This is a genomic window from Rhodopseudomonas sp. RCAM05734 (assembly GCF_052658035.1).
Map to the genome: position 1 here is coordinate 360002 of NZ_CP199742.1, position 22986 is coordinate 382987.

A 22986-nucleotide genomic window follows, 5' to 3' on the forward strand; every position below is an offset into this window, starting at 1 on the left:
CCTTCGGCCGCGTCTCGAAGGATGAGCGCCACACTCCTCATGGTTCGAGACGGCGCAAGATGCGCCTCCTCACCATGAGGAAGCCACGATGAAGGACCTTCGCATGACCGCTGAAACCGATGCGAAGCTGATCGAAGACAAGAAGCTGATCGAACAGGGCCGCCTGCTGTTCGCCGGCGAGTGGAATTTCATCTGGGCCTCGCCCTCGATCGAGACCCTGCCGCCGATGGCCGGCGTCGAGGTGGCGTTCGCCGGGCGTTCCAACGTCGGCAAATCCAGCCTGATCAACGCCCTCACCGGCCGCAACGCGCTGGCGCGGACCTCGCACACCCCCGGCCGCACCCAGGAACTGATCTTCTTCGAAGGTCCGGAAAAGGCCGAATTCCGCTTGGTCGACATGCCCGGCTATGGCTACGCCTCGGCGCCGAAGGTCAAGATTGCCTCCTGGACCTCGCTGATACACAACTTCCTGCTCGGCCGCAGCAGCCTGGCGCGAGTCTATGTGCTGATCGACTCCCGTCATGGCCTCAAGGATGTCGATTTCGACGTCCTGAAGACCTTGGACAAGTCCGCTGTCAGCTACCAGATCGTGCTGACCAAGACCGATCAGGTGAAGCCGGCCGAACTCGAAAAGCGCACCGAGGAGGTGCGGACCACGCTGCTCAAGCACCCGGCGGCGTTCCCGGAACTGCTGCTCACCTCGTCGCGCACCAGTGCGGGCATGCCCGAACTGCGCGCCGCCATGGTGCGGCTGCTGGCGGAGCGCAGCCGATGACACGGTCCGGCCTGTTCCGCATCCTGATCATTCTGGCCGGCGTGATGGGCGTCGATGGCGTGATCCTCGCTGCCGCCTCTGCGCACCAGCCCGACGCCGCACGATTGGCGTCGGCATCCTCGATGCTGCTGTTCCATGCCACCGCGGTGCTCGGCGCCGTCGCCCTGCTCGAGCGCGGCGTGCTGCACCTGCAGATCGGCCTCTCCGCCGCCATCGGCTTCGTGGTTGCAGCGGCGTTGTTCGCCGGCGACCTCACGATGCGGACCTATGCCGGCCATGGCCTGTTCCCGATGGCCGCGCCGACCGGCGGCACGCTGCTGATCGTCAGCTGGCTGGCGCTCGCGGTGGCTGCGGCCTGGCCGAATCGCGTGTAGAGAGCGGCCGCAGCGAAGCTTTGCGCCGCGCCGGCCAATCGGCTAGAACGCGCCGCAGATCGCCCCCCTGTGAGACCCGCCTCATGACAGACGCGCCCGAAATCAGCCCGCTCGATCAGGCCCGCATCCTGTCGGAAGCGCTGCCGCACATGCAGCAATATGACGAGGAAACCATCGTCATCAAGTATGGCGGCCACGCCATGGGCGCGGAAGACATGGCAAAGGCCTTCGCCCGCGACATCGTGCTCCTCGAGCAGACCGCCATCAATCCGGTGGTGGTGCACGGCGGCGGCCCGCAGATCGCCACCATGCTGAAGCGGCTCGGCATCCAGTCCGAATTCGCCGCCGGCCTGCGGATCACCGACGCCGCCACCATCGAGATCGTCGAGATGGTGCTGGCCGGTTCGATCAACAAGCAGCTGGTCGGCTACATCAACGAGGCCGGCGGCAAGGCGGTCGGCCTGTGCGGCAAGGACGGCAACATGGTGACCGCCACCAAGGCGACCCGCACCATGGTCGATCCGGATTCGCATATCGAGCGGGTCGTCGACCTCGGCTTCGTCGGCGAACCCGACAAGGTCGACCTGACGCTGCTCAACCAGTTGATCGGCTACGACCTGATCCCGGTGCTGGCGCCGCTCGCGACGTCGAAGAACGGCCAGACCTTCAACGTCAACGCCGACACCTTTGCGGGTGCCGTCGCAGGCGCCTTGAAGGCCAAGCGCCTGCTGCTGCTGACCGACGTGCCGGGCGTGCTGGACAAGTCGAAAAAGCTGATCCCGGAACTGTCGATCAAGGACGCACGGAAATTGATTGCCGACGGCACCATTTCCGGCGGCATGATTCCCAAGGTCGAGACCTGCATCTATTCGCTCGAACAGGGCGTCGAAGGCGTGGTCATCATCGACGGCAAGATGCCGCATGCGGTGCTGCTGGAACTGTTCACCAACCAGGGCACCGGCACGCTGATCCACAAGTGACGAGCGCGCGCACCAAAGTCGTCGTCATGCCCGGCCTCGTGCCGGGCATCCACGTCTTCCTTGTTGCGCTCGCATCTCTATTTGCATCCATCGGCACGGCCCGCGCCGACCTCAAGCTCTGCAACCGCATGAGCTATGTGGTCGAGGCGGCGATCGGAATCGATGACAAAAGTGCCACCGCCACCCGCGGCTGGTTTCGCATCGACCCGGCGCAATGCCGCGTCGTCGTCCAGGGCACCCTCAGCGCCGACCGCATCCTGCTGCATGCCCGCGCGCTCGGTGTCTACGGCGCCTCGCCAATGCCGCAGAACGGCACCGACAGCCTGTGCGTCGCCCCGGACAATTTCATTATCGCTGCGGCGCGTCAGTGCCGCCCCGGCCAGACGCCGGCATCCTTCACCATGATCAAGCCGTCGACGACCGACGACGGCCAGATGGTCGCTTATCTCGCCGAAGACAGCGAATATGACGACGAGCAGGCGCGGCTGGCGGCGATCCAGCGGCTGCTGGTGGTCGCCGGCTATGACGCCGCGCCCATCGACGGCGTCGACGGACCGAAGACGCAAAACGCGCTGGCCTCCTTCCTGAAGAGCCGCGGGCTGGCCGCAGACATCGTGAAGGCGCCGAATTTCTTCGACACCATGATCAATGCCGTACAGGCGCCGTCCACCAGCGGCCTGACCTGGTGCAACGATACCCAGTACAATGTAATGGCGGCCATCGCGACCGGCGATGGCAAGGCGATCACCAGCCGCGGCTGGTATCGGATCGAGCCGGGCAAATGCCTGCACCCCGATCTTGTCGGCCAGCCCAGGCAGGTTTTCAGTTTCGCCGAAGCCACCGACGCGGTCGGCCGTGCCGTGAGGCTCAAGGACCGCGTGCTGAACTGGGGCGGCGCCACCAGGCTATGCACCCGCGAGAGCAAGTTCGAGATCAGCGACCAGGCCGATTGCGGCACCCGCGGCCTCGCTGTCACCGGCTTTGCTGCGGTCGACATGAGCAGCGGCGGCAGCACGATTCGTTTCGAGCTGCCGTGATGACAAAGGAGAATCTTGTGACCCTCGCACAAAGCCCGGCCCGCGGCTTCGGCCATATCGAGACCTGGGTTTTCGACCTCGACAACACGCTGTACCCGCACCACGTCAATCTGTGGCAGCAGGTTGACGTCCGCATCCGCGACTTCGTCTCGAACTTCCTCAAGGTTCCGCCGGAGGAGGCGTTCAGGATCCAGAAGGACTATTACAAGCGCTACGGCACCACGATGCGCGGCATGATGACCGAGCATGGCGTGCACGCCGATGACTACCTCGCTTATGTCCACAAGATCGATCATTCGCCCCTGCAGCCCAATCCCGCCATGGGCGAGGCGATTGCAAGGCTGCTGGGCCGCAAGCTGATCCTGACCAATGGGTCGGTCGCGCATGCCGGCGCGGTGCTCGACCGGCTCGGGATCGCCGAGCAGTTCGAAGCGGTGTTCGACATCGTCGCCGCCGAACTGGAGCCGAAGCCGGCGCCGCAGACCTACGACAAGTTCCTCAGGCTGCACGGCGTCGATCCGGCCAGGGCCGCCATGTTCGAAGACCTGTCGCGCAACCTGGTGGTGCCGCATCAGTTGCAGATGACCACCGTGCTGGTGGTGCCGGACGATTCCGCCGAAGTGGTCCGCGAGGACTGGGAGCTGGAAGGCCGCGATGCTGAGCATGTGGATTACGTCACCGATGATTTGACCGGGTTTTTGGCGGCGCTGAACGAAGCGCGATAGCTGCTTTCCCCTCTCCCCCAAGCAGCACTTGCTGCGCAGGCGGGAGAGGGTGGATCGAAACCGCGAAGCGGGTTCGAGCCGGGAGAGGGGGCTCTAGCCATCGACGTCGCTTGCGGCCTTCCCTCTCCCGCCCTCACTTCGTTCGGGCACCCTCTCCCACGGCGCGCAGCTTCGCTGCGCTGGGGGAGAGGGGAAGAACGCCACCTTGACTCTCCCTCCCCAAATCCCGACAAAAGCCATCCAATTCGCCTGCCGGCCCAATATCCCTGAGGAAATACCGATGTCGCTGTCCGCCCTTGAATCCATCATCAACACTGCTTTTGAGGCGCGCGACAGCGTCAACGCCGCCACCAAGGGCGAGGTCCGCGAGGGTGTCGATTACGCGCTCGACCTGCTGGACAAGGGCGAGGCCCGCGTCGCCGAACGGCAGGCCGACGGCGTCTGGAAGGTCAACCAGTGGCTAAAGAAGGCCGTGCTGCTGTCGTTCCGCCTCAACGACATGAGCGCCATCCCGGGCGGTCCCGGCGGATCGTCGTGGTGGGACAAGGTGCCGTCCAAGTTCGAAGGCTGGGGCGACAATGCATTCCGCGCCGCCGCCTTCCGCGCCGTGCCGGGCGCCATCGTGCGCCGCTCAGCCTTTATCGCCAAGAACGTCGTGCTGATGCCGTCCTTCGTCAATCTCGGCGCCTATGTCGACGAGAGCACCATGATCGACACCTGGTCGACCGTCGGCTCCTGCGCCCAGATCGGCAAGCGCGTGCACATCTCCGGCGGCGTCGGCATTGGCGGCGTGCTGGAGCCGCTGCAGGCCGGCCCGGTGATCATCGAGGACGACTGCTTCATCGGCGCGCGCTCCGAAGTCGCCGAAGGCGTGATCGTTCGCAAGGGTGCGGTGCTGGCGATGGGCGTGTTCCTGGGCGCCTCGACCAAGATCGTCGATCGCGCCACCGGCGAAGTGTTCATCGGCGAGGTGCCGGAATATTCCGTGCTGGTGCCCGGCAACCTGCCGGGCAAGCCGATGCAGAACGGCGAGATCGGCCCTTCGACCGCCTGCGCCGTGATCGTCAAGCGCGTCGACGAGCGCACCCGTTCCAAGACCAGCATCAACGAACTGCTGCGCGACTGATCGAACCGAATACTCCCCAATCCGACCAACTTGCGGACGGCGTGCAATTTTGCCGTCCGGAGGTTGGGCGATGGGCACCACGCGAAAACTGTTCAGTCCTGAAGGGCGCAGCAACCGCCTGCACTACTGGCTGGTCGGGCTGACCAGTTCTTTCGCGCCGCTGCTGCTGATGTTATTATTGTCGGCTGCCGTCGGCGGCATGCATCGCGGCGATGGGATCAGCTTCGACATGGCGGACCTGTTCCGTAATCCGCTGTCGTTCGGATTCGGCGATAGTTTTATCGGCGCAGGTCCCGTGGTCTCGCGGCTGCTGTATGCGATCGCCGCACCGGTCGGTCTCGCCGCTGTATGGGTATTCGCCGCTGCAACGATCAGGCGGCTGCATGACCGCAACAAAAGCGGCTGGTGGATTTTCCATTTCTACGTAGCCCCGGTGGCGTTGAACAATTTTGCAGCGCGACTGGACTTCTCGTACGCAACACTCGCCATCGGGCTGATCGCCATGGCCCTTTCCGTTTGGGGCTGCGTCGAGACGCTTTTCCTCCAAGGCACCCGCGGACCTAACAGGTTCGGCGCGGACCCGCTGGCCCTGCCCGATACACGACCCGGCTGGGACCAGCAGGGCGAACTGGAATTTGTCTCGCACAGCGCTGGCCCATCGCCGGGAGGCCATGTTATGCGAGGGCATGACTGACGCCCTCACCATCGCGCAGGACCTGCTGCGCTGCCCCTCCGTAACACCCGCGGATGCCGGCGCGCTGGGCGTGCTGGAGCGACTGCTGGGCGATGCCGGCTTCGCCTTGCACCGCGCCACCTTCTCCGAGGAAGGCAGCCCCGACATCGACAATCTCTATGCCCGCATCGGCAGCGCTGCTCCGCATATCAGTTTCGCAGGCCATACCGACGTCGTGCCGGCCGGCGACGAGTCCGCCTGGAGCCATGGCGCCTTCTCCGGCGACTTGAAGGATGGCCTGCTCTACGGCCGCGGCGCCGTGGACATGAAGGGCGGCATCGCGGCGAGCGTCGCCGCCGTGCTGGACTATCTCGCGGCCAACGGCGGCCAGCCGAAAGGTTCGATCTCCTTCCTGATCACTGGCGACGAGGAAGGCATTGCCGTCAACGGCACCGTCAAGCTGCTGAAATGGGCGGCGGCGCGTGGCGAGAAATTCGATCACTGCATCGTCGGCGAACCCAGCAATGTCGAGGCGATCGGTGACACCATCAAGATCGGCCGCCGCGGCTCGCAGTCCGGCACGCTGATCGTCGATGGCGTGCAGGGCCACGTCGCCTACCCCCACCGCGCCTCCAATCCGGTGCCCGACATCGCTGCCTTGATCGTGGCGCTGAGCAACGAGCCGCTCGATAACGGCAACGATCAATTCCAGCCGTCCAATCTTGAGTTCACCACCGTCGACGTCGGCAACACCGCGAGTAATGTGATCCCGGCGCAGGCGCGCGCCCGCTTCAACATCCGCTTCAACGACCAGCACACGCAAGAGAGCCTGCGCGAACTGATCGACAAGCGCCTGGCCGCCGCGGCCGGCAACCGGATCAAGGCGTATATCGTCTGGGAACCGTGCAATGCCGATTCCTTCGTGACCAAGCCCGGCGCTTTCACCGATCTGGTGTCGGCAGCGATCGAAGAAGTCACCGGCCGTAGGCCCGATCTCAACACCGGCGGCGGCACCTCGGACGCGCGTTTCATCACGCGCTATTGCCCGGTGATCGAATTCGGCCTCGTCGGCCAGACCATGCACCAGATCGACGAACGCACGCCGGTCGCCGATCTGGAAAAGCTCACAAAGATCTATCGCAGCGTACTGGACCGCTATTTCACATGACCACGAAAATTCTTGTTCTGACCGCGCTCGACGCCGAACTCGACACCGCTCGCGCCCCTGCCGGGGTCGAAATCGTGTTCACCGGAGTCGGCAAGATCAACACCACGATCGCAACCCTGCTCGCCGTGCAAGCGAAGAAACCGGCGCTGGTGATCAACTACGGCACCGCCGGCAAGATCAGGAATCGCTGCGCGGTCTGGTGGAGGTCGCCCATGTCGTGCAGCGCGACATGATCGCCGAGCCGCTGGCGCCGCGTGGCACGACCCCCTATGCGCCGGAGCTGGACCGGCTGTCGTCCGGCCACGGCGAGGTCATCTGCGGCACCGGCGATAGTTTTGTCACCTCATCCGATCCATGGTTAACCGCCAACGGCGTCGACATCGTCGACATGGAACTGTTCGCGCTGGCTTCGGTGTGCCGGCACCAGAACATTCCCTGGCGCGCTTTCAAGTTCATCACCGACGACGCAAATGATTTCGCGCACGAGCACTGGACCGCGAATGTCGCGGACGGCCAGCAGCTGTTCTGGGATGCAGTGAAACATCTGCTGTAAGCGAGAAGGCCGTCGCTTGCGCTCAGTCTGTCGTCACCCGCGAAAGCGGGTGACCCAGTAGACGCAGCTGCTGATGTTCAACACGCACACCTGCGTGTACTGGATCGCCCGGTCCTGATGCGCAAGTGCGCGCCGGCCGGGCAACGACAGCTCGTGTGAGCCTCAGTAATCCACCTTCACCAGATACAGCCCGTCAGGTGGCGCCACCGGACCGCAGGCGCTGCGAGTCTTCGCCGCCAATGCCGCGGCGAGATCGTCGGCGCTCCAGCGGCCGTGGCCGACCCACACCAGTGACCCCACCATGGACCGCACCTGGCTGTGCAGGAAGGCGCGCGCCGAGGTGACGATGTTGACGGCCTCGCCGTCGCGGACCACGTCGAGCTGGTCCAGCGTGCGCAGCGGCGATTTCGCCTGGCATTCGGTGTCGCGAAAGGTGGTGAAATCGTGCTTGCCGAGCAGCCGCTGCGCCGCCGCGTGCATGGCGTCGCTGTCGAGCGGTCGCGGCACGCGCCACACGTGACCGATGTCGATGGCCAGGTTCGCCCGCCGGTTGACGATTTTGTAGATGTAGTGCCGCCGCGTAGCGGAGAACCGCGCCTCGAAATCGTCCGCGACAACCTCCGCGGACAGGATGCCGATCGGATGCGGTCGCAGATGCGCATTGAGGCCATCGCGCAGCCGGCCGGGGACGAATGGCCGTTCGATGTCGCAATGCGCGACCTGACCCAGCGCATGAACGCCGGCATCGGTGCGGCCGGCGCCGTGCACGCGGACGGACTCGCCGCAGATCGCCTTCACGGCATCTTCCAGCGCGGCCTGCACCGAAGGCGCATTGTCCTGCACCTGCCAGCCGGAATACGGCGCGCCGTCATATTCGATAAGGAGCCTGTAGCGTGGCATCAGCCTAACCGTAGAGGCGGCTTGAGCGGCGTGCCGCGCAGAAAATCGACCGCCTTCATCGGCGCCTTGCCGGCGCGCTGCAGCTCGACGATGCGGATCGCGCCCTCGCCACAGGCAATGGTGAGTTGATCGTCGAGCAGATCGCCCGGCGCACCTGCGCCGTTGGCCAGCGCGCAGCGCAGGATCTTGACGCGCACCGCCTCGCCGTCGAGCGGCACCTCGCACCAGGCGCCGGGAAACGGCGACAGGCCGTGGATATGCCGCAGCACCGCACGCGCCGGCTTCGACCAGTCGATCTTCGCCTCGGCCTTGTCGATCTTGGCGGCGTAGGTGACGCCCACCTCGCTCTGCTTGCTGAACGTCAGCCGGCCGCGCTCCAGCGCGCCCATCGCCCGCACCATCAGGTCGGCGCCGAGCGGCGCCAGCGCATCGTGCAGATCCTGCGCGGTCATCGCATCGGTGATCGCGATGCGCTCGGCCATGGCGACGTCGCCGGTGTCGAGGCCGACATCCATCTTCATCACCATCACGCCGCTCTCGGCATCTCCTTCCATGACCGCGCGGTTGATCGGCGCCGCACCACGCCAGCGCGGCAACAGCGAGCCGTGCAGGTTGAAACAGCCAAGCTCGGGCACATCGAGAATGTTCTGCGGCAGGATCATGCCATAGGCGACGACCACGGCGGCATCGGCTTCGTGCGCGCGAAACGTCGCCTCGGCCTCCGGCGTCTTCAGCGTGGTAGGTGTCAGCACGGGAATGCCGAGCCGCGTCGCCTCGCGTTCCACCGGTGTCGGCTGCAGCTTCATGCCGCGGCCGGAGGGCTTGGCCGCGCGCGTGTAGACCGCCACGACCTCATGGCCGTGGGCCACCAGTTCAAGCAGCGTCGGTACCGCGAAGTCCGGCGTGCCCATGAAGATCAGACGAAGGGGCATGTTGCGAGCCGATCTGTGGGAGACCGGGAGGAGACTAATCCGCCCGCTTCGCCAGTTTGGTGAATTTCTTCAGTACGCGATCGCGCTTCAGCTTGGAGAGGTAATCGACGAACAGCACGCCGTTGAGATGGTCGATCTCGTGCTGGATGCAGGTGGCGAACAGGCCTTCGGCGTCCTCTTCCTGCACCTTGCCGTCAATGTCCATGAAGCGGATGCGGACTTGGGCTGGGCGCTCGACCTCCTCGTAATATTCCGGGATCGACAGGCAGCCTTCCTCGTAGACCGAGAATTCTTCCGAGGATGACACGATCTCCGGATTGATGAAGACCCGCGGCTTGGGGCCGCCTTCATCGTCCTTCTTGGCGAGGTCCATGGTGATCAGCCGCAGCGGCACGGCGATCTGGATCGCGGCGAGCCCGATGCCGGGCGCCTCATACATGGTCTCGAACATGTCATCGGCGAGCTTGCGCACCTCGGCCGTGACCTGTTCGACAGGTTTGGAGACAAGCCGCAACTGTTTGTCCGGCAGGATGATGATTTCACGAAGGGCCATGGGGGCGATTTAATGCGGGCGGCGGACGCGGTCAATGCACCCATGGGAGGCATCGCGCCGGTCCGCTCAGGTCAGCCGGCGACCTGAATTTACGGACTGTTGACCACGCTCGTTAGGAGAACGTTAACCATGCCGGTTAGGTTTTTGTTAACCAAGAAAATTAGCTCGATGTTAACCATAAATGTTCTCGCTTCGTTCGCGCCATCATCCGAATCTGCTACGATGGCGGCATGAACGACATTCTTGTCATGCTCGGCGACACCCCGATCTCCGTCGGCGAAGCGCTGGTCGGCTTCGCCGCCATGGCGCTCGCCCTGTTGCTGGTCATCGCCATCGTCATTGCGCGCTCCGGCAGCCGCGGGGCGGCGCTGGCCATTGCGCAGGCAATCCGCGCTGACGAGTTGGAGGAGCGTCTCAGCGAGATGCTGCGGGCGCAATCCGAGGCCACCGGCCGGGTCGACGCCATGGGCCAGGCGCTCGCCAGCCGCCAGGCCGAAATGGGTCGCGCCGTCAGCGAGCGGCTGGATTCGGTGACCCATCGGGTCGGGCAAAGCATGGAACAGAGCACCCGCAACACCATGGACAGCCTTCGCGTGCTGCATGAGCGGCTCGGCATCATCGACAGCGCCCACAAGAACCTCACCGACCTCACCACCCAGGTCACCACCCTGCGCGACGTGCTGGCCAACAAGCAGTCGCGCGGCGCGTTCGGCCAGGCACGGATGGAATCCATCGTCCAGGACGGCATGCCGGCCGGTGCCTACGCATTCCAGCACACGCTGTCGTCCGGCAAGCGGCCGGACTGCGTGATCTTCCTGCCCGATCGGCGCCCGCTGTGCATCGACGCAAAGTTTCCGCTGGAGGCGGTGACGGCGCTGCACGACGCGCGCACCGATGACGAGAAGAAATACGCGGCGCAAAGGCTGCGCGCCGACGTGATGAAGCATGTCAGCGACATCGCCGAAAAATACCTGATCGCCGGCGAAACGCAGGACACCGCGCTGATGTTCGTACCGTCGGAGTCGGTCTATGCGGAAATCCACGACGGTTTCGACGACATCATCCAGAAAGCCTACCGCGCCCGCGTGGTGCTGGTATCGCCATCGCTCTTGATGCTGGCGATCCAGGTGATGCAGCAGATCCTCAAGGACGCGCGCATGCGCGACGCCGCCGACCAGATCCGCACCGAGGTGATGAATCTCGGCGACGACCTCGGCCGGCTGCGCGACCGCGTGCTGAAACTGCAGACCCATTTCAGCCAGGCCAATGAGGATGTCCGCCAGATCCTGATTTCCGCCGACAAGATCGAGAAGCGCGCCGGCCGCATCGAGGAGCTGGACTTCAGCAAGAGCGAACCGGCGACGGAGGCGACGCCGCTGGTGAAACCGGCACCATCGCTGAAGCCGGATCTGTTTCCGTCGCCAATCGAGTTACGGGCGGGAGAATAGTGGGCCCTCACCTCTCCCCGCATCTTGCGCGGGGAGAGGTCGACCGGCGCAGCGAAGCCGGGCGGGTGAGGGGCGAGGCACGCTGCTTACGACAACAGATGCTTTTCGAGTCGAAAAGTCTGCAGTCCGCGTCTCAGTTCGAGAGACCCGGTGGGCTGCACGTTCGATTTGACTCGGTGCCAGGCCCCTCACCCGGAGCCTTCGCTTCGCTCAGGCCCCGACCTCTCCCCGCGCAAGATGCGGGGAGAGGTTAAGGAAGAGGAAGCCGAATCTGCTAGCACTGGGCCATGACCAACGCGCCCCAGCCGACCGAATCGTCCGTCGCTCTCAAACCGCGCGCCTCATGGCGCGAGGCGCTGGCGGTGTATTTGCAGCCGCGGGTGCTGATCGTGCTGCTGCTCGGCTTTTCCTCGGGGCTGCCGCTGGCGCTGTCAGGCTCCACGCTGCTGGTGTGGATGACCGAATCCGGCGTCAACCTGAAGACCATCGGACTGTTCGCGCTGGTCGGCACGCCCTACACGCTGAAATTTCTTTGGGCGCCTTTGGTCGACGCGCTGCACGTGCCGCTGTTCACCCGCCGCTTCGGCCGTCGCCGCGGCTGGCTGGTGTTCTCGCAATTGCTTCTGATCGCGGCCATCCTGCTGCTGGCGCTCACCGATCCCGCGAAGTCGCCGTTGTTCGTGGCGCTTGGCGCGCTGCTGGTGGCGGCGATGTCGTCGACCCAGGACATCGTGGTCGACGCCTTCCGCGTCGAGAGCCTGCCCGAGGAAGAACAGGCGGCCGGCATGGCGTCGTATGTCGCGGCGTATCGCATCGGCATGCTGGTCTCCACTGCCGGGGCGCTATTCATGGTCAGCGCCTATGAAGGCACCGGTCTGCCGCGCGGCACCGCGTGGATGTGGGGCTATGTGACCATGGCGGCCATGGTGCTGATCGGCACCGTCACCGCGCTTGCTGCCACCGAGCCCGCGCAATCGGCCCGCGCCGAGGCGGCCACCGGCGCCGACAGCGCGATGCAGCGGGTGACGAAAGCGGCGATCGGCGCGCTCTCTGAATTCCTGGCGCGCAAGGATGCCTGGGCGGCGCTGGCCTTCGTGGTGCTGTTCAAGTTCACCGACGCATTTTCCGGCACCATGACCGCGCCGTTCGTGATCGATCTCGGCTTCACCCGCAACGACTACGCCGCCATCGTCAAAGGCGTGGGCCTCGCCGCCACCTTGCTCGGCGGCTTCGCCGGCGGTTTCGTGGCGCGACGCTATTCGCTGCCCACCAGCCTGTGGATCGGCGGCGTGCTGCAGGCGGTGGCCAACCTGTCATTCTCCTGGCTGGCCATCATCGGCGTCAATCAGTGGGCGCTGGCCTTCGCCATCACCGCAGAGAATTTCACCAGCGCCATCGGCACCGTGATCTTCGTCGCCTACCTCTCGGCACTGTGCAAGAACCCGCTGCACACCGCCACACAATACGCCCTGCTCACCGCGCTGGCCGCGGTCGGGCGCACCTATCTCTCGGCCAGCGCCGGCTATGTGGCTGCGACCATCGGCTGGCCGCTGTTTTTCGCGATCTGCGTGGTGGTGGCGGTCCCCAGCCTGATCCTGCTGGTCTGGCTGCAGCGGCGCGGGCATTTCGAGGGGCTGGAAACGACACGAAGCTAGCTCGATTGTGGTCCCCGCGCATGCGGGGACCCAGTAAACGCAGGCGTCTGTGATAAATCGCAACCGCCGGTGTTTACTGGATCGCCCGGTCCTCGCGCGCAAGTGCGCGCCAGGCCGGGCGACGACAGCGGAGAGTGTCGCGGGCGACCACAGCGGCACGTGGGTCAGTTCGTTTTGCTCACCACGCTCCACTTGGTGACCAGCGCTTCGCTCATCTGGCCGGCCTGTTCGGCGCAGGCGACTTCGGCGACCTTCAGCGCGACTTCCTTGCCGACGAGCTTTTGCAACTGCGCGGCCTGAGCGGGATTGGCGGCCACGATTTCAAATGTCTCGGGGCCTGTTTCCAGATTGCAGAGTCCCGCCGGCGCCGGCAGCCGGCGCGGCTCGCTGACCAGCTGGAACTGCTTGACGCGCTTGCCCTTGCCCTGCGGCGCCCGCACCTGCATCGCCGTCAGTTGGCCGCTGAGCACATCGCCGATCTTCATCATCTTCGGCGCGGCAGGTGCGGCCGGCGGCGTCGACGGCGTTTGCGCCATGGAGCCATCGATCGCGAACATCAGGGACAGGCCGAGCGTAACGGCGCCAACCATCAGGGTCTTGAAGTCTGGTCGTGTCATGAAGCTTCTTTCAGTTCTCAGAACAGCGTCCGCTGCCGCATCGCTGCGGTCAGGGTGCCGTCATCCAGATAATCGAGTTCGCCGCCGACCGGCACGCCGTGCGCCAGCCGGGTCACCTTCACGCCGGCCTCCTGCAGGAGGTCGGTGATGTAATGCGCCGTGGTCTGGCCATCCACCGTCGCATTGAGGGCCAGAATCAGTTCCGTGACCTGGCTCCCATGAGCGCGCGACACCAGCGCGTCGATGGTCAGGTCGTCAGGCCCGACGCCGTCGAGCGGCGACAGGGTGCCGCCGAGCACATGGTAAGTGCCGGTGGTGGCCGTGGCGCGCTCCAGCGCCCACAGATCCGATACGTCGGACACCACCACGATGATGGAGGGGTCGCGCCGCGGATCGGTACAGATGGTGCAGGGGTTTTGTGTATCGATGTTGCCGCAGGTCTTGCACACCTGGATCTTGTCGATCGCCACCTGCAACGCCCCAGCCAGCGGCGTCATCAGCGCCTCGCGCTTCTTGATCAGGTGTAGCGCCGCGCGCCGCGCCGAGCGCGGCCCAAGCCCCGGCAGCCGGGCCAGCAACTGGATCAGTTTTTCGATTTCCGGACCGGCAACCCCACCCGCCATGTCAGGTGAGGCCCATCCCCGGCGGCAATCCGAGGCCCCCGGTCAGCGCCTGCATCTTCTCCTGCATCGCGATCTCGGCCTTGCGCTTGGCGTCACCGAGCGCAGCGACCATCAGGTCCTCAAGAATCTCGTGCTCGTCCGGCTTCATCAGCGAGGGATCGATCTTGATGCTCTTCACATCCATCTTCGCGGTCATGCGCACCGTGACCAGGCCGCCGCCGGACATGCCTTCGACCTCGACATGTTCGAGCTCGTCCTGCATCGCCTTCATCTTGGACTGCAGTTGCGCCGCCTGCTTCATCATGCCGAGAAAGTCAGCCATGAATTGCTCCTCTGGAATGGATTAGTCGTCATCGCCGTCAGGCGTCTCGGCGGGGTCTTCACCGGTCGCATCGGATTCCGGCAGTTCGGGGGCAAGCCGGCGCACCTCGACGACCTTGGCGCCGGGAAACCGCGCCAGCACTTCCTGGACGCGCGGATCGGCTTCCGCCGCTTGCTGGCGCTCGCTCTTCAACTGGTCGAGCTGCGAGCGAAGCGTCGGCTGGCCCGGTTCGTTGGAGACGATCACGCTCCAGCGTCGGCCGGTCCACTGCTCAAGTTTTCGCGAGAGATCGTTGATCAGGGTGCGCGATGCCGTGCGCTCCATCGACACTTCGAGCCGGCCGTCTTCCATCTTGACCAGACGGACGTCGGCCTCGAGCGCCGCCTTGAGCATCAGGTCGCGCTTTTCGGCAGCCAGTGCCACCAGTTCGGGGAAGGTGACGATCTTCATCACCACCGGCGCCGGTGCCGCATCGGATACGATCATCTGCGGCCGTGGCTGCATCTCGGCGCCGCCGCGCGGCATCGACGGCCCGCGCGGCAAAGACGCCTGCATGGACGACGCCCCTGAGGACGATCCGCCGCCCTGCGGCGGCGCACCGCCCGGAATCACCGGCGACGAACCGCCGCCATTCTGGTCGAGCATGCGAATCGCTTCGTCGGGCGTCGGCAGGTCGGCCACATAGGCGATCCGCACCAGCACCATCTCGGCGGCGGCGGCGGGGCGCGTGGCCCCCTGCACCTCGGTGATCCCCTTCAGGAGCATCTGCCACATTCGCGACAGCACACGCATAGACAGTTTCGATGCGAAATCGCGGGCGCGCAGCCGCTCAGTCTCGCCGAAGGCAACATTGTCAGCGGTGGCCGGCACGATCTTGACCCGGGTGACGAAGTTGACGAATTCGGCGAGATCGCTGAGCACCACGATGGGATCGGCACCGACATCGTATTGTTCGCGGAACTCGGCGAAGGCGCTGGCGATGTCGCCACGCGCCAGCGAATCGAACAGGTCGATGACCCGTGTGCGGTCGGCAAGGCCGAGCATCGTCCGCACCGCGTCGGCGCGGACGATGCCGGCGGCGTGGGCAATGGCTTGGTCGAACAGCGACAGCGAATCGCGCACCGACCCTTCGGCGGCGCGGGCGATGATGCCCAGCGCTTCCGGCTCGACCTCGACGTTCTCTTTTCCGGCGATATTCGACAGATGCTTCATCAGCACGTCGGCATCGACGCGGCGCAGATCGAAGCGCTGGCAGCGCGACAGCACGGTCACCGGCACCTTGCGGATTTCGGTGGTGGCGAACACGAACTTGGCGTGTTCCGGTGGCTCTTCCAGCGTCTTCAGAAACGCGTTGAAGGCCGCGGTCGACAGCATGTGGACTTCGTCGATGATGTAGACCTTGTAGCGCGCGCTGGAGGGCGCATAGCGCACGCTGTCATTGATCTGGCGGACATCGTCGACACCGGTGTGGGAGGCGGCGTCCATTTCCAGCACGTCCATGTGCCGGCTTTCCATGATCGCCTGGCAGTGCACGCCGGGGGTGGGCATGTGGATGGTCGGCCCCTTGATCGAGCCGTCCGCCATTTCATAATTCAGGGCACGGGCCAGAATGCGCGCCGTGGTGGTTTTGCCGACCCCGCGCACGCCGGTGAGAATCCAGGCCTGCGGAATCCGGCCTGTCTCGAACGCATTCGACACGGTGCGGACCACGGCCTCCTGGCCGATCAGGTCGTCAAAACTGTTGGGGCGGTATTTTCGCGCCAGCACCCGGTAGGGCGTGCCGGCCGCGGCGGCTGCGAGCTTGTTGCCGCCAAGATCGAAGCCCTCGGCCGCGGATGCAATGGGAAGGCCAGCCTCGGTCATCGGTCGATCCGCAATGTGATGTCTCTCGAAGCAGGTTTGCGGAACAACAGCCGCGTTTCCGGCCGAACGGCGTGCCTGTTCCGCCGAAAACGCTGGTCTTCCATCGCGCGGGACGCTGAATTGCGCGAAAAAACAAGTAGGAGACTGACGAGCGACCCGATCCGGATCTCGTTAGGGCTGCTTCCTTCCGGACCTGACCCGATTGGCGAGTGGCTCGTCCACCGCCAATCTCCCGGAGCTTATTTGGGGCCAAAAGCTTCGGAAAGCAAGCGCGGCCCGGCGGGTCCGAACAGCCGCTTTCGCGCGCGATCCCGCCTTGATATGACAGGGGCGGCCGGCACCCGCAGGCCGGACCGCAAAGCCCGGCGCAGAACGGGTCGATGGAACCAAGATGACTGCTCCTGCCTGGTCGCTGCACCCCCAATTGCAAAAAGACACGATCGACATCGGCGACCTGCCGCTCTGCCGCGTTCTGGTGATCAAGGACGCCAATTACCCCTGGCTGCTTCTGGTGCCACGCCGCGCCGACGCCGTGGAAATCATCGACCTCGACGAGGTTGCGCAGGCCCAGCTCATGACCGAGATCACCCGGGTGGCCCGCGCGGTGAAAGAGATCACCAAATGCGACAAGCTCAACATTGCCGCGCTGGGCAATGCGGTGCCGCAGCTGCACGTTCATATCATCGGGCGCCGCACCTCCGACGCTGCCTGGCCGCGCCCGGTCTGGGGCGTGGTGCCGCCGCTGGCCCACGACGCCGCCGAGGTGCAGTCCTTCATCAGCGAACTGCGCCGCAAGATCTGGCTGGGTTGAACCGATGACAAACAACGCATTCACGCTGGGCAACCCGGCCTTCGTTTCGCACCAGCTCGACCGCGCCGCGCATCTGCGCACGAGCGACGAAAAGCTGTTCGCCTTGGAGAATCATCGCGATGCCCGCGCCTATGTCGTGTATCGCGATTCCCTGGTGATGAAGCAGGAGGCCGCCGGCCCGCGCGCCCTGCTGACGATTCCCGAGGCGCTGAAATTCGGCGCCAACCCCGGCACGATCTTTCTAGGCCTGCGCGACGGCGCGCCGGTGTTCGGTATGGGGATTTCGGCCGCTGCGGCGGAAGGCCTGCTGCCCCGCAGCGATGTCGCGGTCAGCGAGTTGCGCGGCATGGCGATGCAGGGCGTGGTGCCGGCGGACCAGCTATCAGCCATCGCCATGGCCAAATCCATGGTGAGCTGGCATCAGCGCCATGGCTTCTGCGCCAATTGCGGCGCCCGCTCGGCGATGTCCGACGGCGGCTGGAAGCGCACCTGCCCGAGCTGCCACACCGAGCATTTTCCGCGCACCGACCCGGTGGTGATCATGCTGGTGCATTCCGGCGAGAAGTGCCTGATGGGCCGGCAGAAGCAGTTTCCGCCGGGCATGTATTCGTGCCTCGCCGGCTTCGTCGAAGCCGCCGAGACCATCGAGGATGCGGTCAAGCGCGAGATCCTCGAGGAATCCGGCATCCATTGCACCGACGTCAAATATTACATGACGCAGCCGTGGCCCTATCCGTCGTCGCTGATGATCGGCTGCTCGGCGCGCGCCACCTCCGAGGCGATTACGGTCGACCTGATGGAACTGGAAGACGCCCGGTGGTTTGACCGTGACGAGGCTATGCTGATGCTGAAGCGCAAACACCCGGACGGGCTCGCCGGACCGCATCCGTTCGCCATCGCCCATCACCTGCTCGGCCAATGGCTGCAGGCCGGACCAACGATCTGACAGAACGGGATATTCCATGAGCGAGTCCAAGCGAAAGCCGCGCATCCTGTGCATCGGCATGCCGGTGCGCGATCTGACCTTTGGCGTGCAGGCGGTGCCCGGCCGCGGACAGAAGTTCAACGCCGACCGCTTTGCGCAGATCTGCGGCGGCAACGCGCTTAACGCGGCGATCGGGATCAGCAGGCTCGGCGGTCATGCGACCCTGACCGGCCCGATGGGCGACAAGAGCGAGACATCGAGCCAGTACCTGTTCGACGATCTGGCCAAAGAGGGCATCGACACCTCGCAACTGGTGCACATGCCGAGCCTGGTGACGCCGATTTCAGGGATCATGATGGATCCATCCGGCGAGCGCACCATCATCTCGTTCCGCGATCCCGCATTGTGGAAGGTGAAGCTGCCCGACGCCGACGGGCTGCTCAGGGACTGCGACGCCATCATGATCGAAAGCCGCTGCGCGCCATTCGCCACCCATCTCTGCGCCGAAGCGCGCAAGCGCGGCATCCCGGTGGTGGTCGATATCGACAGCACCATGTCGCAGAGCGAGGGCCTGCTCAGCGCGTCGTCGCACCTGATCTTTTCCGACGAAGCACTGCAGTCCACCGCCGGAATTACCGAGGATGCTGCGGCGCTGCGAAAGATGGCCAAGCTGACCTCGTCCTTTCTGGCCGTTACCCTTGGGCCGAAGGGCACGCTGTGGCTCGACGACAAGCAGGATCTGCAGCGAACGCCTGCCTTCCCGGTGCACACCGTGGACACGCTGGGCGCCGGCGACATCTTCCACGGCGCCTTCGCACTGGAATTCGCCGCCGGAAAGTCCATCCCCGAGGCGTTGCGCTTCGCTTCCGCCGCCGCGGCGCTGAAATGCACCCGCTATGGCGGCGCCTTCGCCTGCCCGCAACGCGCTGAAGTGGAAGAGCTTTTGAGCCATTCCACGGATGCAGGCCCGGCAGCCCGTTGACTGGGGCTTGATTTGGAATATTGTTCTATATATTAGGTTTTAGGACCTTTTAATTAGAACAAAGTTCTTCAAATGACCGATATCGCCGCCCAGGCCCCCGAACCCAACCGTCGCCTTGATGCCATCGACCGCAAGATCCTGATGGTGCTGCAGGAGGACGCGTCGCTGTCCGTCGCCGAGATCGGCGATCGCGTCGGGTTGTCGTCGACGCCATGCTGGAAGCGCATCCAGCGCCTCGAGGCCGATGGCGTGATCCTGCGCCGGGTGGCGCTGGTCGACCAGAACAAGGTCGGGCTCGGCCTGTCGGTGTTCGTCTCGGTGGAAAGCGGCGACCATTCCGAAGCCTGGCTGAAGACTTTTGCCAACGCGGTCAGCGCCATGCCCGAGGTGATGGAGTTCTACCGCATGGCCGGCGACGTCGACTACATGCTGCGCGTGGTGGTCGCCGACATGCAGAGCTACGATGTGTTCTACAAGAAGCTGATCAGCGCGGTGGCGCTGAAGAACGTCACGTCGCGCTTCGCCATGGAGAAGATCAAGTCGGTGACCGCGCTGCCGGTCCCGGCCGCATCGGCCGCCTGAGCGCCGGTCCTACTGTTCCAGCACCATCCTGCCGTTTGCATATTCGAAGCGCTTCAGCTTGCCGAGGAACGACAGGCCGAGCAGGTTCTCCGACAGCGCCTCGTCGGGAAGCACCATGGCATCGACATCGCGCACCACAATGCCGCCGATGTCGACCATGGCCAGGCGGGTCCGCGCAGCCTTGATGGTGCCATTGGCGGTGGTCACCGTGGCATTGTAGTCGGCGCGTGACGGCCGCAGCCCAAAACGAGCGGCGGACTTCTCGTTCAGCGCGATCACCGACGCGCCGGTATCGACCATGAAGCCGATGCGCTGACCCTCGATGTGGCCCTCGGTCTGGAAGTGGCCGCGCTGATCGCGCGGGATGCTGAGACTGCGGATGCCGGCCTGCACGATCGGAGGCTCTGCCGCCAGCGATTTGGCCATGGCCGGCGTGGTCGCCGTCATCTTGTCGGCCTGCTGCGCCATGAAGGTGCCGAGCCCGACCAGGATCGCGGCGAAGACCAGGATGTTACGCATTACTTCAGCCTCACTGAACCGCCGCCCTACGCGCGACGATTGGAACACAGGGGAGCAGCCGCCGTCTGTCACGGCTGCGTCCACGGGCCCCATTTTGGCGAAAAGGATGAGCAACGGGTTAATGGGGGAGAAGATTGAAGCCTCGTGCCCCGGATGCTGCGCAGCGCGTCGCGTTTGCGACGTGGTGCGCTGCTGATCCGGGGCCTTCCCAACCGCCGGTGTCTTTGGCGGTCCCGGATCTGCGGAGCAGCACTTCGTGCTGCGCCGCGTCCGGGACACGAGCCCTCACGTGCCCCGTGGCTTGACTCGTCGCGTCGGCAACGCGCCGGCGGGATCTTCCGGCCACGGATGGCGGGGATAGCGGCCGCGCAGGTCGGAACGCACATCCTGGTAGCTGCCCTTCCAGAACCCCGGTAGGTCGCGCGTCACCTGCACCGGGCGATGCGCCGGCGACAGCAGTTCCAGCACCAGCGGCACCTTGCCCTTTGCCACGGACGGATGCGCGGTCAGTCCGAACAGTTCCTGCAGCCGCACCGCGATGGTCGGGCCCTGCTCGGCCTCGTAGTCGATCGGCAGCATGGTGCCGGTCGGCGCCTCGAAATGCGTCGGCGCCTCGCGCTCGAGGCGCGCGCGCAGATCCCACGGCAGCAACGCCATCAGCGCATCCGACATGTCGCCCGCCGAAAACTCCTTTAGCGCCGTCTTGTCGTACAAAGCCGGCTCCAGCCAGGTGTCCGGCGCGGCCGCCAGCGCGGCGTCGGACAGATCCGGCCACGGCTCGCCCTCGGCGGCGCGCAGGAACATCACCCGGCCGCGCCACTGCTGCAGTGGTTTCGACCAGGGCAGTCGTTCGAGGCCGGCGGCGATCAGGCCTTCGGCGAATACGCGCGCGGTGTCCGCCGACGGCGTCAACGCCGTCGTCGCCTCGGACAGCGTGATGGCATGCAGCGTGCGCTTGCGCCGGCCGCGCAGCGACATCGAGGCGCGATCGAAGGTGACCTCGTCGACGGCTTCGATCTGGTCGGCGAAGCGCGTCTCGATCTCGCTCTGCGTGATCGGCGCCGCCAGCAGGATGCGCCCGTTGGCGGCCGTGCCGGTCAACTCGGCCACCGCGATATAGGGCGCGCGTGCCAGCGCGGAAGCACGATCCACCGCCGAGCCGCGGCCATTGGCGAGCACGAAACTGCCATTGCCACGATTCCTGGCGACACGATCGGGAAAGGCGAAGGCGAGCATGACGCCGGTGGTGAGTTCTTCTTCGACCTGGCGCGGAGCTCTCCGCTCCCTCTCCCCACGCGAAGCGAAGCTTCGCTAGGCGGGGAGGGAGCCCCAGCCGCGGCGCGTGTGGCTTCCTTCTCCGTAGCCGCCACCTGCGAGGCCCAGCGCTGCGCCAGTTGCCGCGCGCTTTGCGCGCGCTGGCTGCGGTCGCGGCGGAACTGGTCGAGGCGGTAATCGAGATCGACGCTGTCGCCGCCGAGCCCGCGCTCGGTGAGGATCGCGGCGATCTCCGCGGCCTCCTCGCCAGAGCCGAGCCGGTGCGAGTCCACGATCATCCGCGCCAGCCGCGGCGGCAGCGCCAGCGCGCGCAGGCTTTGCCCCTCCTCCGTGATGCGACCGTCACCGTCGAGCGCGCCGAGTTCGCGCAGCAAGCCGCGCGCCTCGCTCAGGGCCGGCGCCGGCGGCGCGTCGAGAAAGGCCAGTTGCGCGGGATCGCTGACACCCCATTGCGCGAGATCGAGCACCAGCGAGGACAGGTCGGCACTGAGAATTTCCGGCTGAGTGTAGGGCGCGAGGGAAGCCGTCTGCGGCTCATCCCACAGCCGGTAGCAGATGCCGGGCGTGGTGCGGCCGGCACGACCGCGGCGCTGGTCGACCGCGGCGCGCGAGGCACGCACGGTTTCCAGCCTTGTCAGGCCAATGTCCGGTTCGTAGCGCGGCACCCGGGCGAGGCCGCAATCCACCACGATGCGAACGCCCTCAATGGTCAGCGAGGTTTCGGCGATCGAGGTCGCCAGCACCACCTTTCGCTGCCCGTCCGGTGCCGGCTGGATGGCGCGATCCTGCACGGCGGCGTCGAGCGCGCCGAACAGCGGCACGATCTCGATACTGGCATCGTGAATCCGCTCGGCGAGAAAGGTCTGGGTGCGGCGGATTTCGGCGGCGCCGGGGAGGAATGCCAGCACCGAGCCGGGATCGGCACGCAAAGCCATGGCGATGGCGTCGGCCATCTGCCGCTCGATCTGGACGTCCGGCTTGCGGCCGAGATAGCGCGTCTCCACCGGGAACGCGCGGCCTTCGCTTGATATCACCGGCGCGTCGCCCAGCAACTTTGCGACCCGCGCGCCATCGATGGTCGCCGACATCACCAGAATGCGCAGATCCTCGCGCAGGCCGACCTGGGCGTCGCGCGCCAGCGCCAATCCCATGTCGGCATCGAGCGAGCGCTCGTGGAATTCGTCGAACAGCACCGCGGCGACGCCGGTGAGTTCGGGATCGTCGAGGATTTGCCGCGAGAAGATGCCCTCAGTGACCACCTCGATCCGGGTGTTGCGCGAGATCTTCGAGCCGAAACGGACGCGGTAGCCGACGCTCTCGCCGACCCGCTCGCCCAGCGTCTTCGCCATCCGCTCGGCGCTGGCGCGGGCGGCGATCCGCCGCGGCTCCAGCATGATGATCTTTTTTCCCTTGAGCCACGGGGCATCGAGCAGCGCCAGCGGCACCCGCGTGGTCTTGCCGGCGCCGGGCGGCGCCACCAGCACGGCGGCGTTGCCGGCCGCAAGCGTACCCGCGATGTCGTCGAGCACGGCATCGATCGGCAGGGGGGTGTCGAAGCTGCGGGTCAC

General features: G+C 65.6%; 22 protein-coding genes, 1 other RNA gene and 2 pseudogenes. 15 read left to right on the forward strand and 10 right to left on the reverse strand.

Going from position 1 to position 22986, the window contains the following annotated elements:
* Positions 1-103: 103 nt before the first annotated feature.
* From yihA to ACUXVA_RS01920, 9 genes and pseudogenes are all read left to right on the forward strand, one after another.
* Positions 104-775, forward strand: coding sequence for a ribosome biogenesis GTP-binding protein YihA/YsxC (gene yihA, locus ACUXVA_RS01880; RefSeq protein ID WP_265083549.1), 672 nt, complete (start codon positions 104-106; stop codon positions 773-775).
* Positions 772-1149 (forward strand): DUF423 domain-containing protein, encoded by a 378-nt coding sequence (locus tag ACUXVA_RS01885; RefSeq protein ID WP_265081808.1) that lies wholly within the window; start codon positions 772-774, stop codon positions 1147-1149. The genes yihA and ACUXVA_RS01885 overlap by 4 nt, the downstream gene beginning before the upstream one ends.
* Positions 1150-1232: 83 nt before the next feature.
* A complete protein-coding gene (argB, locus tag ACUXVA_RS01890; protein WP_265081807.1) occupies positions 1233-2129 on the forward strand; it encodes an acetylglutamate kinase in 897 nt (298 codons plus the stop codon).
* The gene (locus ACUXVA_RS01895) at positions 2126-3166 is read left to right on the forward strand and encodes a DUF1036 domain-containing protein (protein ID WP_265081806.1); all 1041 of its coding nucleotides are present in this window, start codon (positions 2126-2128) and stop codon (positions 3164-3166) included. The genes argB and ACUXVA_RS01895 overlap by 4 nt, the downstream gene beginning before the upstream one ends.
* Positions 3167-3183: 17 nt before the next feature.
* The gene (locus ACUXVA_RS01900; RefSeq protein WP_413776442.1) at positions 3184-3891 is read left to right on the forward strand and encodes a pyrimidine 5'-nucleotidase; all 708 of its coding nucleotides are present in this window, start codon (positions 3184-3186) and stop codon (positions 3889-3891) included.
* Between the two features lie 280 nt (positions 3892-4171).
* Complete coding sequence (gene dapD / locus ACUXVA_RS01905) at positions 4172-5017, forward strand: 2,3,4,5-tetrahydropyridine-2,6-dicarboxylate N-succinyltransferase (protein WP_265081804.1); 846 nt, start codon at positions 4172-4174, stop codon at positions 5015-5017.
* A gap of 70 nt (positions 5018-5087) precedes the next feature.
* Entirely contained in the window at positions 5088-5711 is a 624-nt protein-coding gene (locus ACUXVA_RS01910) for a DUF805 domain-containing protein (protein ID WP_265081803.1), read from the forward strand.
* Entirely contained in the window at positions 5704-6858 is a 1155-nt protein-coding gene (gene dapE / locus ACUXVA_RS01915; protein ID WP_265081802.1) for a succinyl-diaminopimelate desuccinylase, read from the forward strand. The genes ACUXVA_RS01910 and dapE overlap by 8 nt, the downstream gene beginning before the upstream one ends.
* Positions 6855-7411 (forward strand): annotated as a pseudogene (locus ACUXVA_RS01920) (phosphorylase family protein). Before dapE ends, ACUXVA_RS01920 begins: the two are co-directional and overlap by 4 nt.
* A gap of 162 nt (positions 7412-7573) precedes the next feature.
* On the opposite strand, the gene truA reads toward ACUXVA_RS01920, so the two are convergent.
* The 3 genes from truA to def are packed head-to-tail and all read right to left on the reverse strand — an operon-like array spanning position 7574 to position 9796.
* Positions 7574-8311, reverse strand: a complete 738-nt coding sequence (gene truA, locus ACUXVA_RS01925) for a tRNA pseudouridine(38-40) synthase TruA (protein WP_265081801.1) — start codon at positions 8309-8311, stop codon at positions 7574-7576.
* Positions 8311-9243: a methionyl-tRNA formyltransferase gene (gene fmt, locus ACUXVA_RS01930; RefSeq protein ID WP_265081800.1), complete on the reverse strand. Its 933-nt coding sequence runs from the start codon at positions 9241-9243 to the stop codon at positions 8311-8313. Before fmt ends, truA begins: the two co-directional genes overlap by 1 nt.
* Before the next feature lie 34 nt (positions 9244-9277).
* On the reverse strand, positions 9278-9796 hold the full coding sequence (def, locus tag ACUXVA_RS01935; RefSeq protein ID WP_265081799.1) for a peptide deformylase: 519 nt from the start codon (positions 9794-9796) through the stop codon (positions 9278-9280).
* A 230-nt stretch (positions 9797-10026) separates the two neighbouring features.
* Here def and ACUXVA_RS01940 point away from each other — a divergent pair, with 230 nt between their 5' ends.
* Both ACUXVA_RS01940 and ACUXVA_RS01945 read left to right on the forward strand, forming a co-directional pair.
* Positions 10027-11244: a DNA recombination protein RmuC gene (locus ACUXVA_RS01940; RefSeq protein ID WP_265081798.1), complete on the forward strand. Its 1218-nt coding sequence runs from the start codon at positions 10027-10029 to the stop codon at positions 11242-11244.
* A gap of 287 nt (positions 11245-11531) precedes the next feature.
* Complete coding sequence (locus tag ACUXVA_RS01945) at positions 11532-12899, forward strand: AmpG family muropeptide MFS transporter (RefSeq protein ID WP_265081797.1); 1368 nt, start codon at positions 11532-11534, stop codon at positions 12897-12899.
* A gap of 164 nt (positions 12900-13063) precedes the next feature.
* On the opposite strand, the gene ACUXVA_RS01950 is transcribed toward ACUXVA_RS01945, so the two are convergent.
* The 5 genes from ACUXVA_RS01950 to ffs form a co-directional block, all read right to left on the reverse strand.
* Positions 13064-13516, reverse strand: a complete 453-nt coding sequence (locus ACUXVA_RS01950; RefSeq protein WP_413776441.1) for a hypothetical protein — start codon at positions 13514-13516, stop codon at positions 13064-13066.
* Positions 13517-13533: 17 nt separating this feature from the next.
* Positions 13534-14139: a recombination mediator RecR gene (gene recR, locus ACUXVA_RS01955; protein ID WP_445490574.1), complete on the reverse strand. Its 606-nt coding sequence runs from the start codon at positions 14137-14139 to the stop codon at positions 13534-13536.
* 1 nt (position 14140) lies between these two features.
* Entirely contained in the window at positions 14141-14461 is a 321-nt protein-coding gene (locus ACUXVA_RS01960; protein WP_265081796.1) for a YbaB/EbfC family nucleoid-associated protein, read from the reverse strand.
* Between the two features lie 21 nt (positions 14462-14482).
* Positions 14483-16324: a DNA polymerase III subunit gamma/tau gene (locus ACUXVA_RS01965; RefSeq protein ID WP_265081795.1), complete on the reverse strand. Its 1842-nt coding sequence runs from the start codon at positions 16322-16324 to the stop codon at positions 14483-14485.
* A gap of 136 nt (positions 16325-16460) precedes the next feature.
* An RNA gene (ffs, locus tag ACUXVA_RS01970) (signal recognition particle sRNA small type) lies at positions 16461-16557 on the reverse strand.
* A 158-nt stretch (positions 16558-16715) separates the two neighbouring features.
* On the opposite strand from ffs, the gene ACUXVA_RS01975 reads away from it, so the two are divergent.
* The 4 genes from ACUXVA_RS01975 to ACUXVA_RS01990 all read left to right on the forward strand — a co-directional run bounded on the left by ACUXVA_RS01975 (position 16716) and on the right by ACUXVA_RS01990 (position 19624).
* On the forward strand, positions 16716-17135 hold the full coding sequence (locus ACUXVA_RS01975; protein ID WP_265081794.1) for an HIT domain-containing protein: 420 nt from the start codon (positions 16716-16718) through the stop codon (positions 17133-17135).
* Positions 17136-17139: 4 nt separating this feature from the next.
* Positions 17140-18081, forward strand: a complete 942-nt coding sequence (gene nudC, locus ACUXVA_RS01980) for an NAD(+) diphosphatase (protein ID WP_265081793.1) — start codon at positions 17140-17142, stop codon at positions 18079-18081.
* 16 nt (positions 18082-18097) lie between these two features.
* Positions 18098-19042: a sugar kinase gene (locus ACUXVA_RS01985; RefSeq protein ID WP_265081792.1), complete on the forward strand. Its 945-nt coding sequence runs from the start codon at positions 18098-18100 to the stop codon at positions 19040-19042.
* Positions 19043-19114: 72 nt separating this feature from the next.
* Positions 19115-19624, forward strand: a complete 510-nt coding sequence (locus ACUXVA_RS01990; protein ID WP_265081791.1) for an Lrp/AsnC family transcriptional regulator — start codon at positions 19115-19117, stop codon at positions 19622-19624.
* Between the two features lie 9 nt (positions 19625-19633).
* On the opposite strand, the gene ACUXVA_RS01995 is transcribed toward ACUXVA_RS01990, so the two are convergent.
* Positions 19634-20143: a TIGR02281 family clan AA aspartic protease gene (locus ACUXVA_RS01995; protein WP_265081790.1), complete on the reverse strand. Its 510-nt coding sequence runs from the start codon at positions 20141-20143 to the stop codon at positions 19634-19636.
* 285 nt (positions 20144-20428) lie between these two features.
* A pseudogene (gene hrpB / locus ACUXVA_RS02000) lies at positions 20429-22986 on the reverse strand (ATP-dependent helicase HrpB).

Excerpts from the sequence above, each read along its gene's own strand:
- yihA (WP_265083549.1), top strand. The coding sequence starts at position 104 with ATGACCGCTGAAACCGATGCGAAGCTGATCGAAGACAAGAAGCTGATC.
- ACUXVA_RS01885 (WP_265081808.1), top strand. The coding sequence starts at position 772 with ATGACACGGTCCGGCCTGTTCCGCATCCTGATCATTCTGGCCGGCGTG.
- argB (WP_265081807.1), top strand. The coding sequence starts at position 1,233 with ATGACAGACGCGCCCGAAATCAGCCCGCTCGATCAGGCCCGCATCCTG.
- dapD (WP_265081804.1), top strand. The coding sequence starts at position 4,172 with ATGTCGCTGTCCGCCCTTGAATCCATCATCAACACTGCTTTTGAGGCG.
- ACUXVA_RS01910 (WP_265081803.1), top strand. The coding sequence starts at position 5,088 with ATGGGCACCACGCGAAAACTGTTCAGTCCTGAAGGGCGCAGCAACCGC.
- dapE (WP_265081802.1), top strand. The coding sequence starts at position 5,704 with ATGACTGACGCCCTCACCATCGCGCAGGACCTGCTGCGCTGCCCCTCC.
- truA (WP_265081801.1), bottom strand. The coding sequence starts at position 8,311 with ATGCCACGCTACAGGCTCCTTATCGAATATGACGGCGCGCCGTATTCC.
- fmt (WP_265081800.1), bottom strand. The coding sequence starts at position 9,243 with ATGCCCCTTCGTCTGATCTTCATGGGCACGCCGGACTTCGCGGTACCG.
- def (WP_265081799.1), bottom strand. The coding sequence starts at position 9,796 with ATGGCCCTTCGTGAAATCATCATCCTGCCGGACAAACAGTTGCGGCTT.
- ACUXVA_RS01940 (WP_265081798.1), top strand. The coding sequence starts at position 10,027 with ATGAACGACATTCTTGTCATGCTCGGCGACACCCCGATCTCCGTCGGC.
- ACUXVA_RS01945 (WP_265081797.1), top strand. The coding sequence starts at position 11,532 with ATGACCAACGCGCCCCAGCCGACCGAATCGTCCGTCGCTCTCAAACCG.
- ACUXVA_RS01950 (WP_413776441.1), bottom strand. The coding sequence starts at position 13,516 with ATGACACGACCAGACTTCAAGACCCTGATGGTTGGCGCCGTTACGCTC.
- recR (WP_445490574.1), bottom strand. The coding sequence starts at position 14,139 with ATGGCGGGTGGGGTTGCCGGTCCGGAAATCGAAAAACTGATCCAGTTG.
- ACUXVA_RS01960 (WP_265081796.1), bottom strand. The coding sequence starts at position 14,461 with ATGGCTGACTTTCTCGGCATGATGAAGCAGGCGGCGCAACTGCAGTCC.
- ACUXVA_RS01965 (WP_265081795.1), bottom strand. The coding sequence starts at position 16,324 with ATGACCGAGGCTGGCCTTCCCATTGCATCCGCGGCCGAGGGCTTCGAT.
- ACUXVA_RS01975 (WP_265081794.1), top strand. The coding sequence starts at position 16,716 with ATGACTGCTCCTGCCTGGTCGCTGCACCCCCAATTGCAAAAAGACACG.
- nudC (WP_265081793.1), top strand. The coding sequence starts at position 17,140 with ATGACAAACAACGCATTCACGCTGGGCAACCCGGCCTTCGTTTCGCAC.
- ACUXVA_RS01985 (WP_265081792.1), top strand. The coding sequence starts at position 18,098 with ATGAGCGAGTCCAAGCGAAAGCCGCGCATCCTGTGCATCGGCATGCCG.
- ACUXVA_RS01990 (WP_265081791.1), top strand. The coding sequence starts at position 19,115 with ATGACCGATATCGCCGCCCAGGCCCCCGAACCCAACCGTCGCCTTGAT.
- ACUXVA_RS01995 (WP_265081790.1), bottom strand. The coding sequence starts at position 20,143 with ATGCGTAACATCCTGGTCTTCGCCGCGATCCTGGTCGGGCTCGGCACC.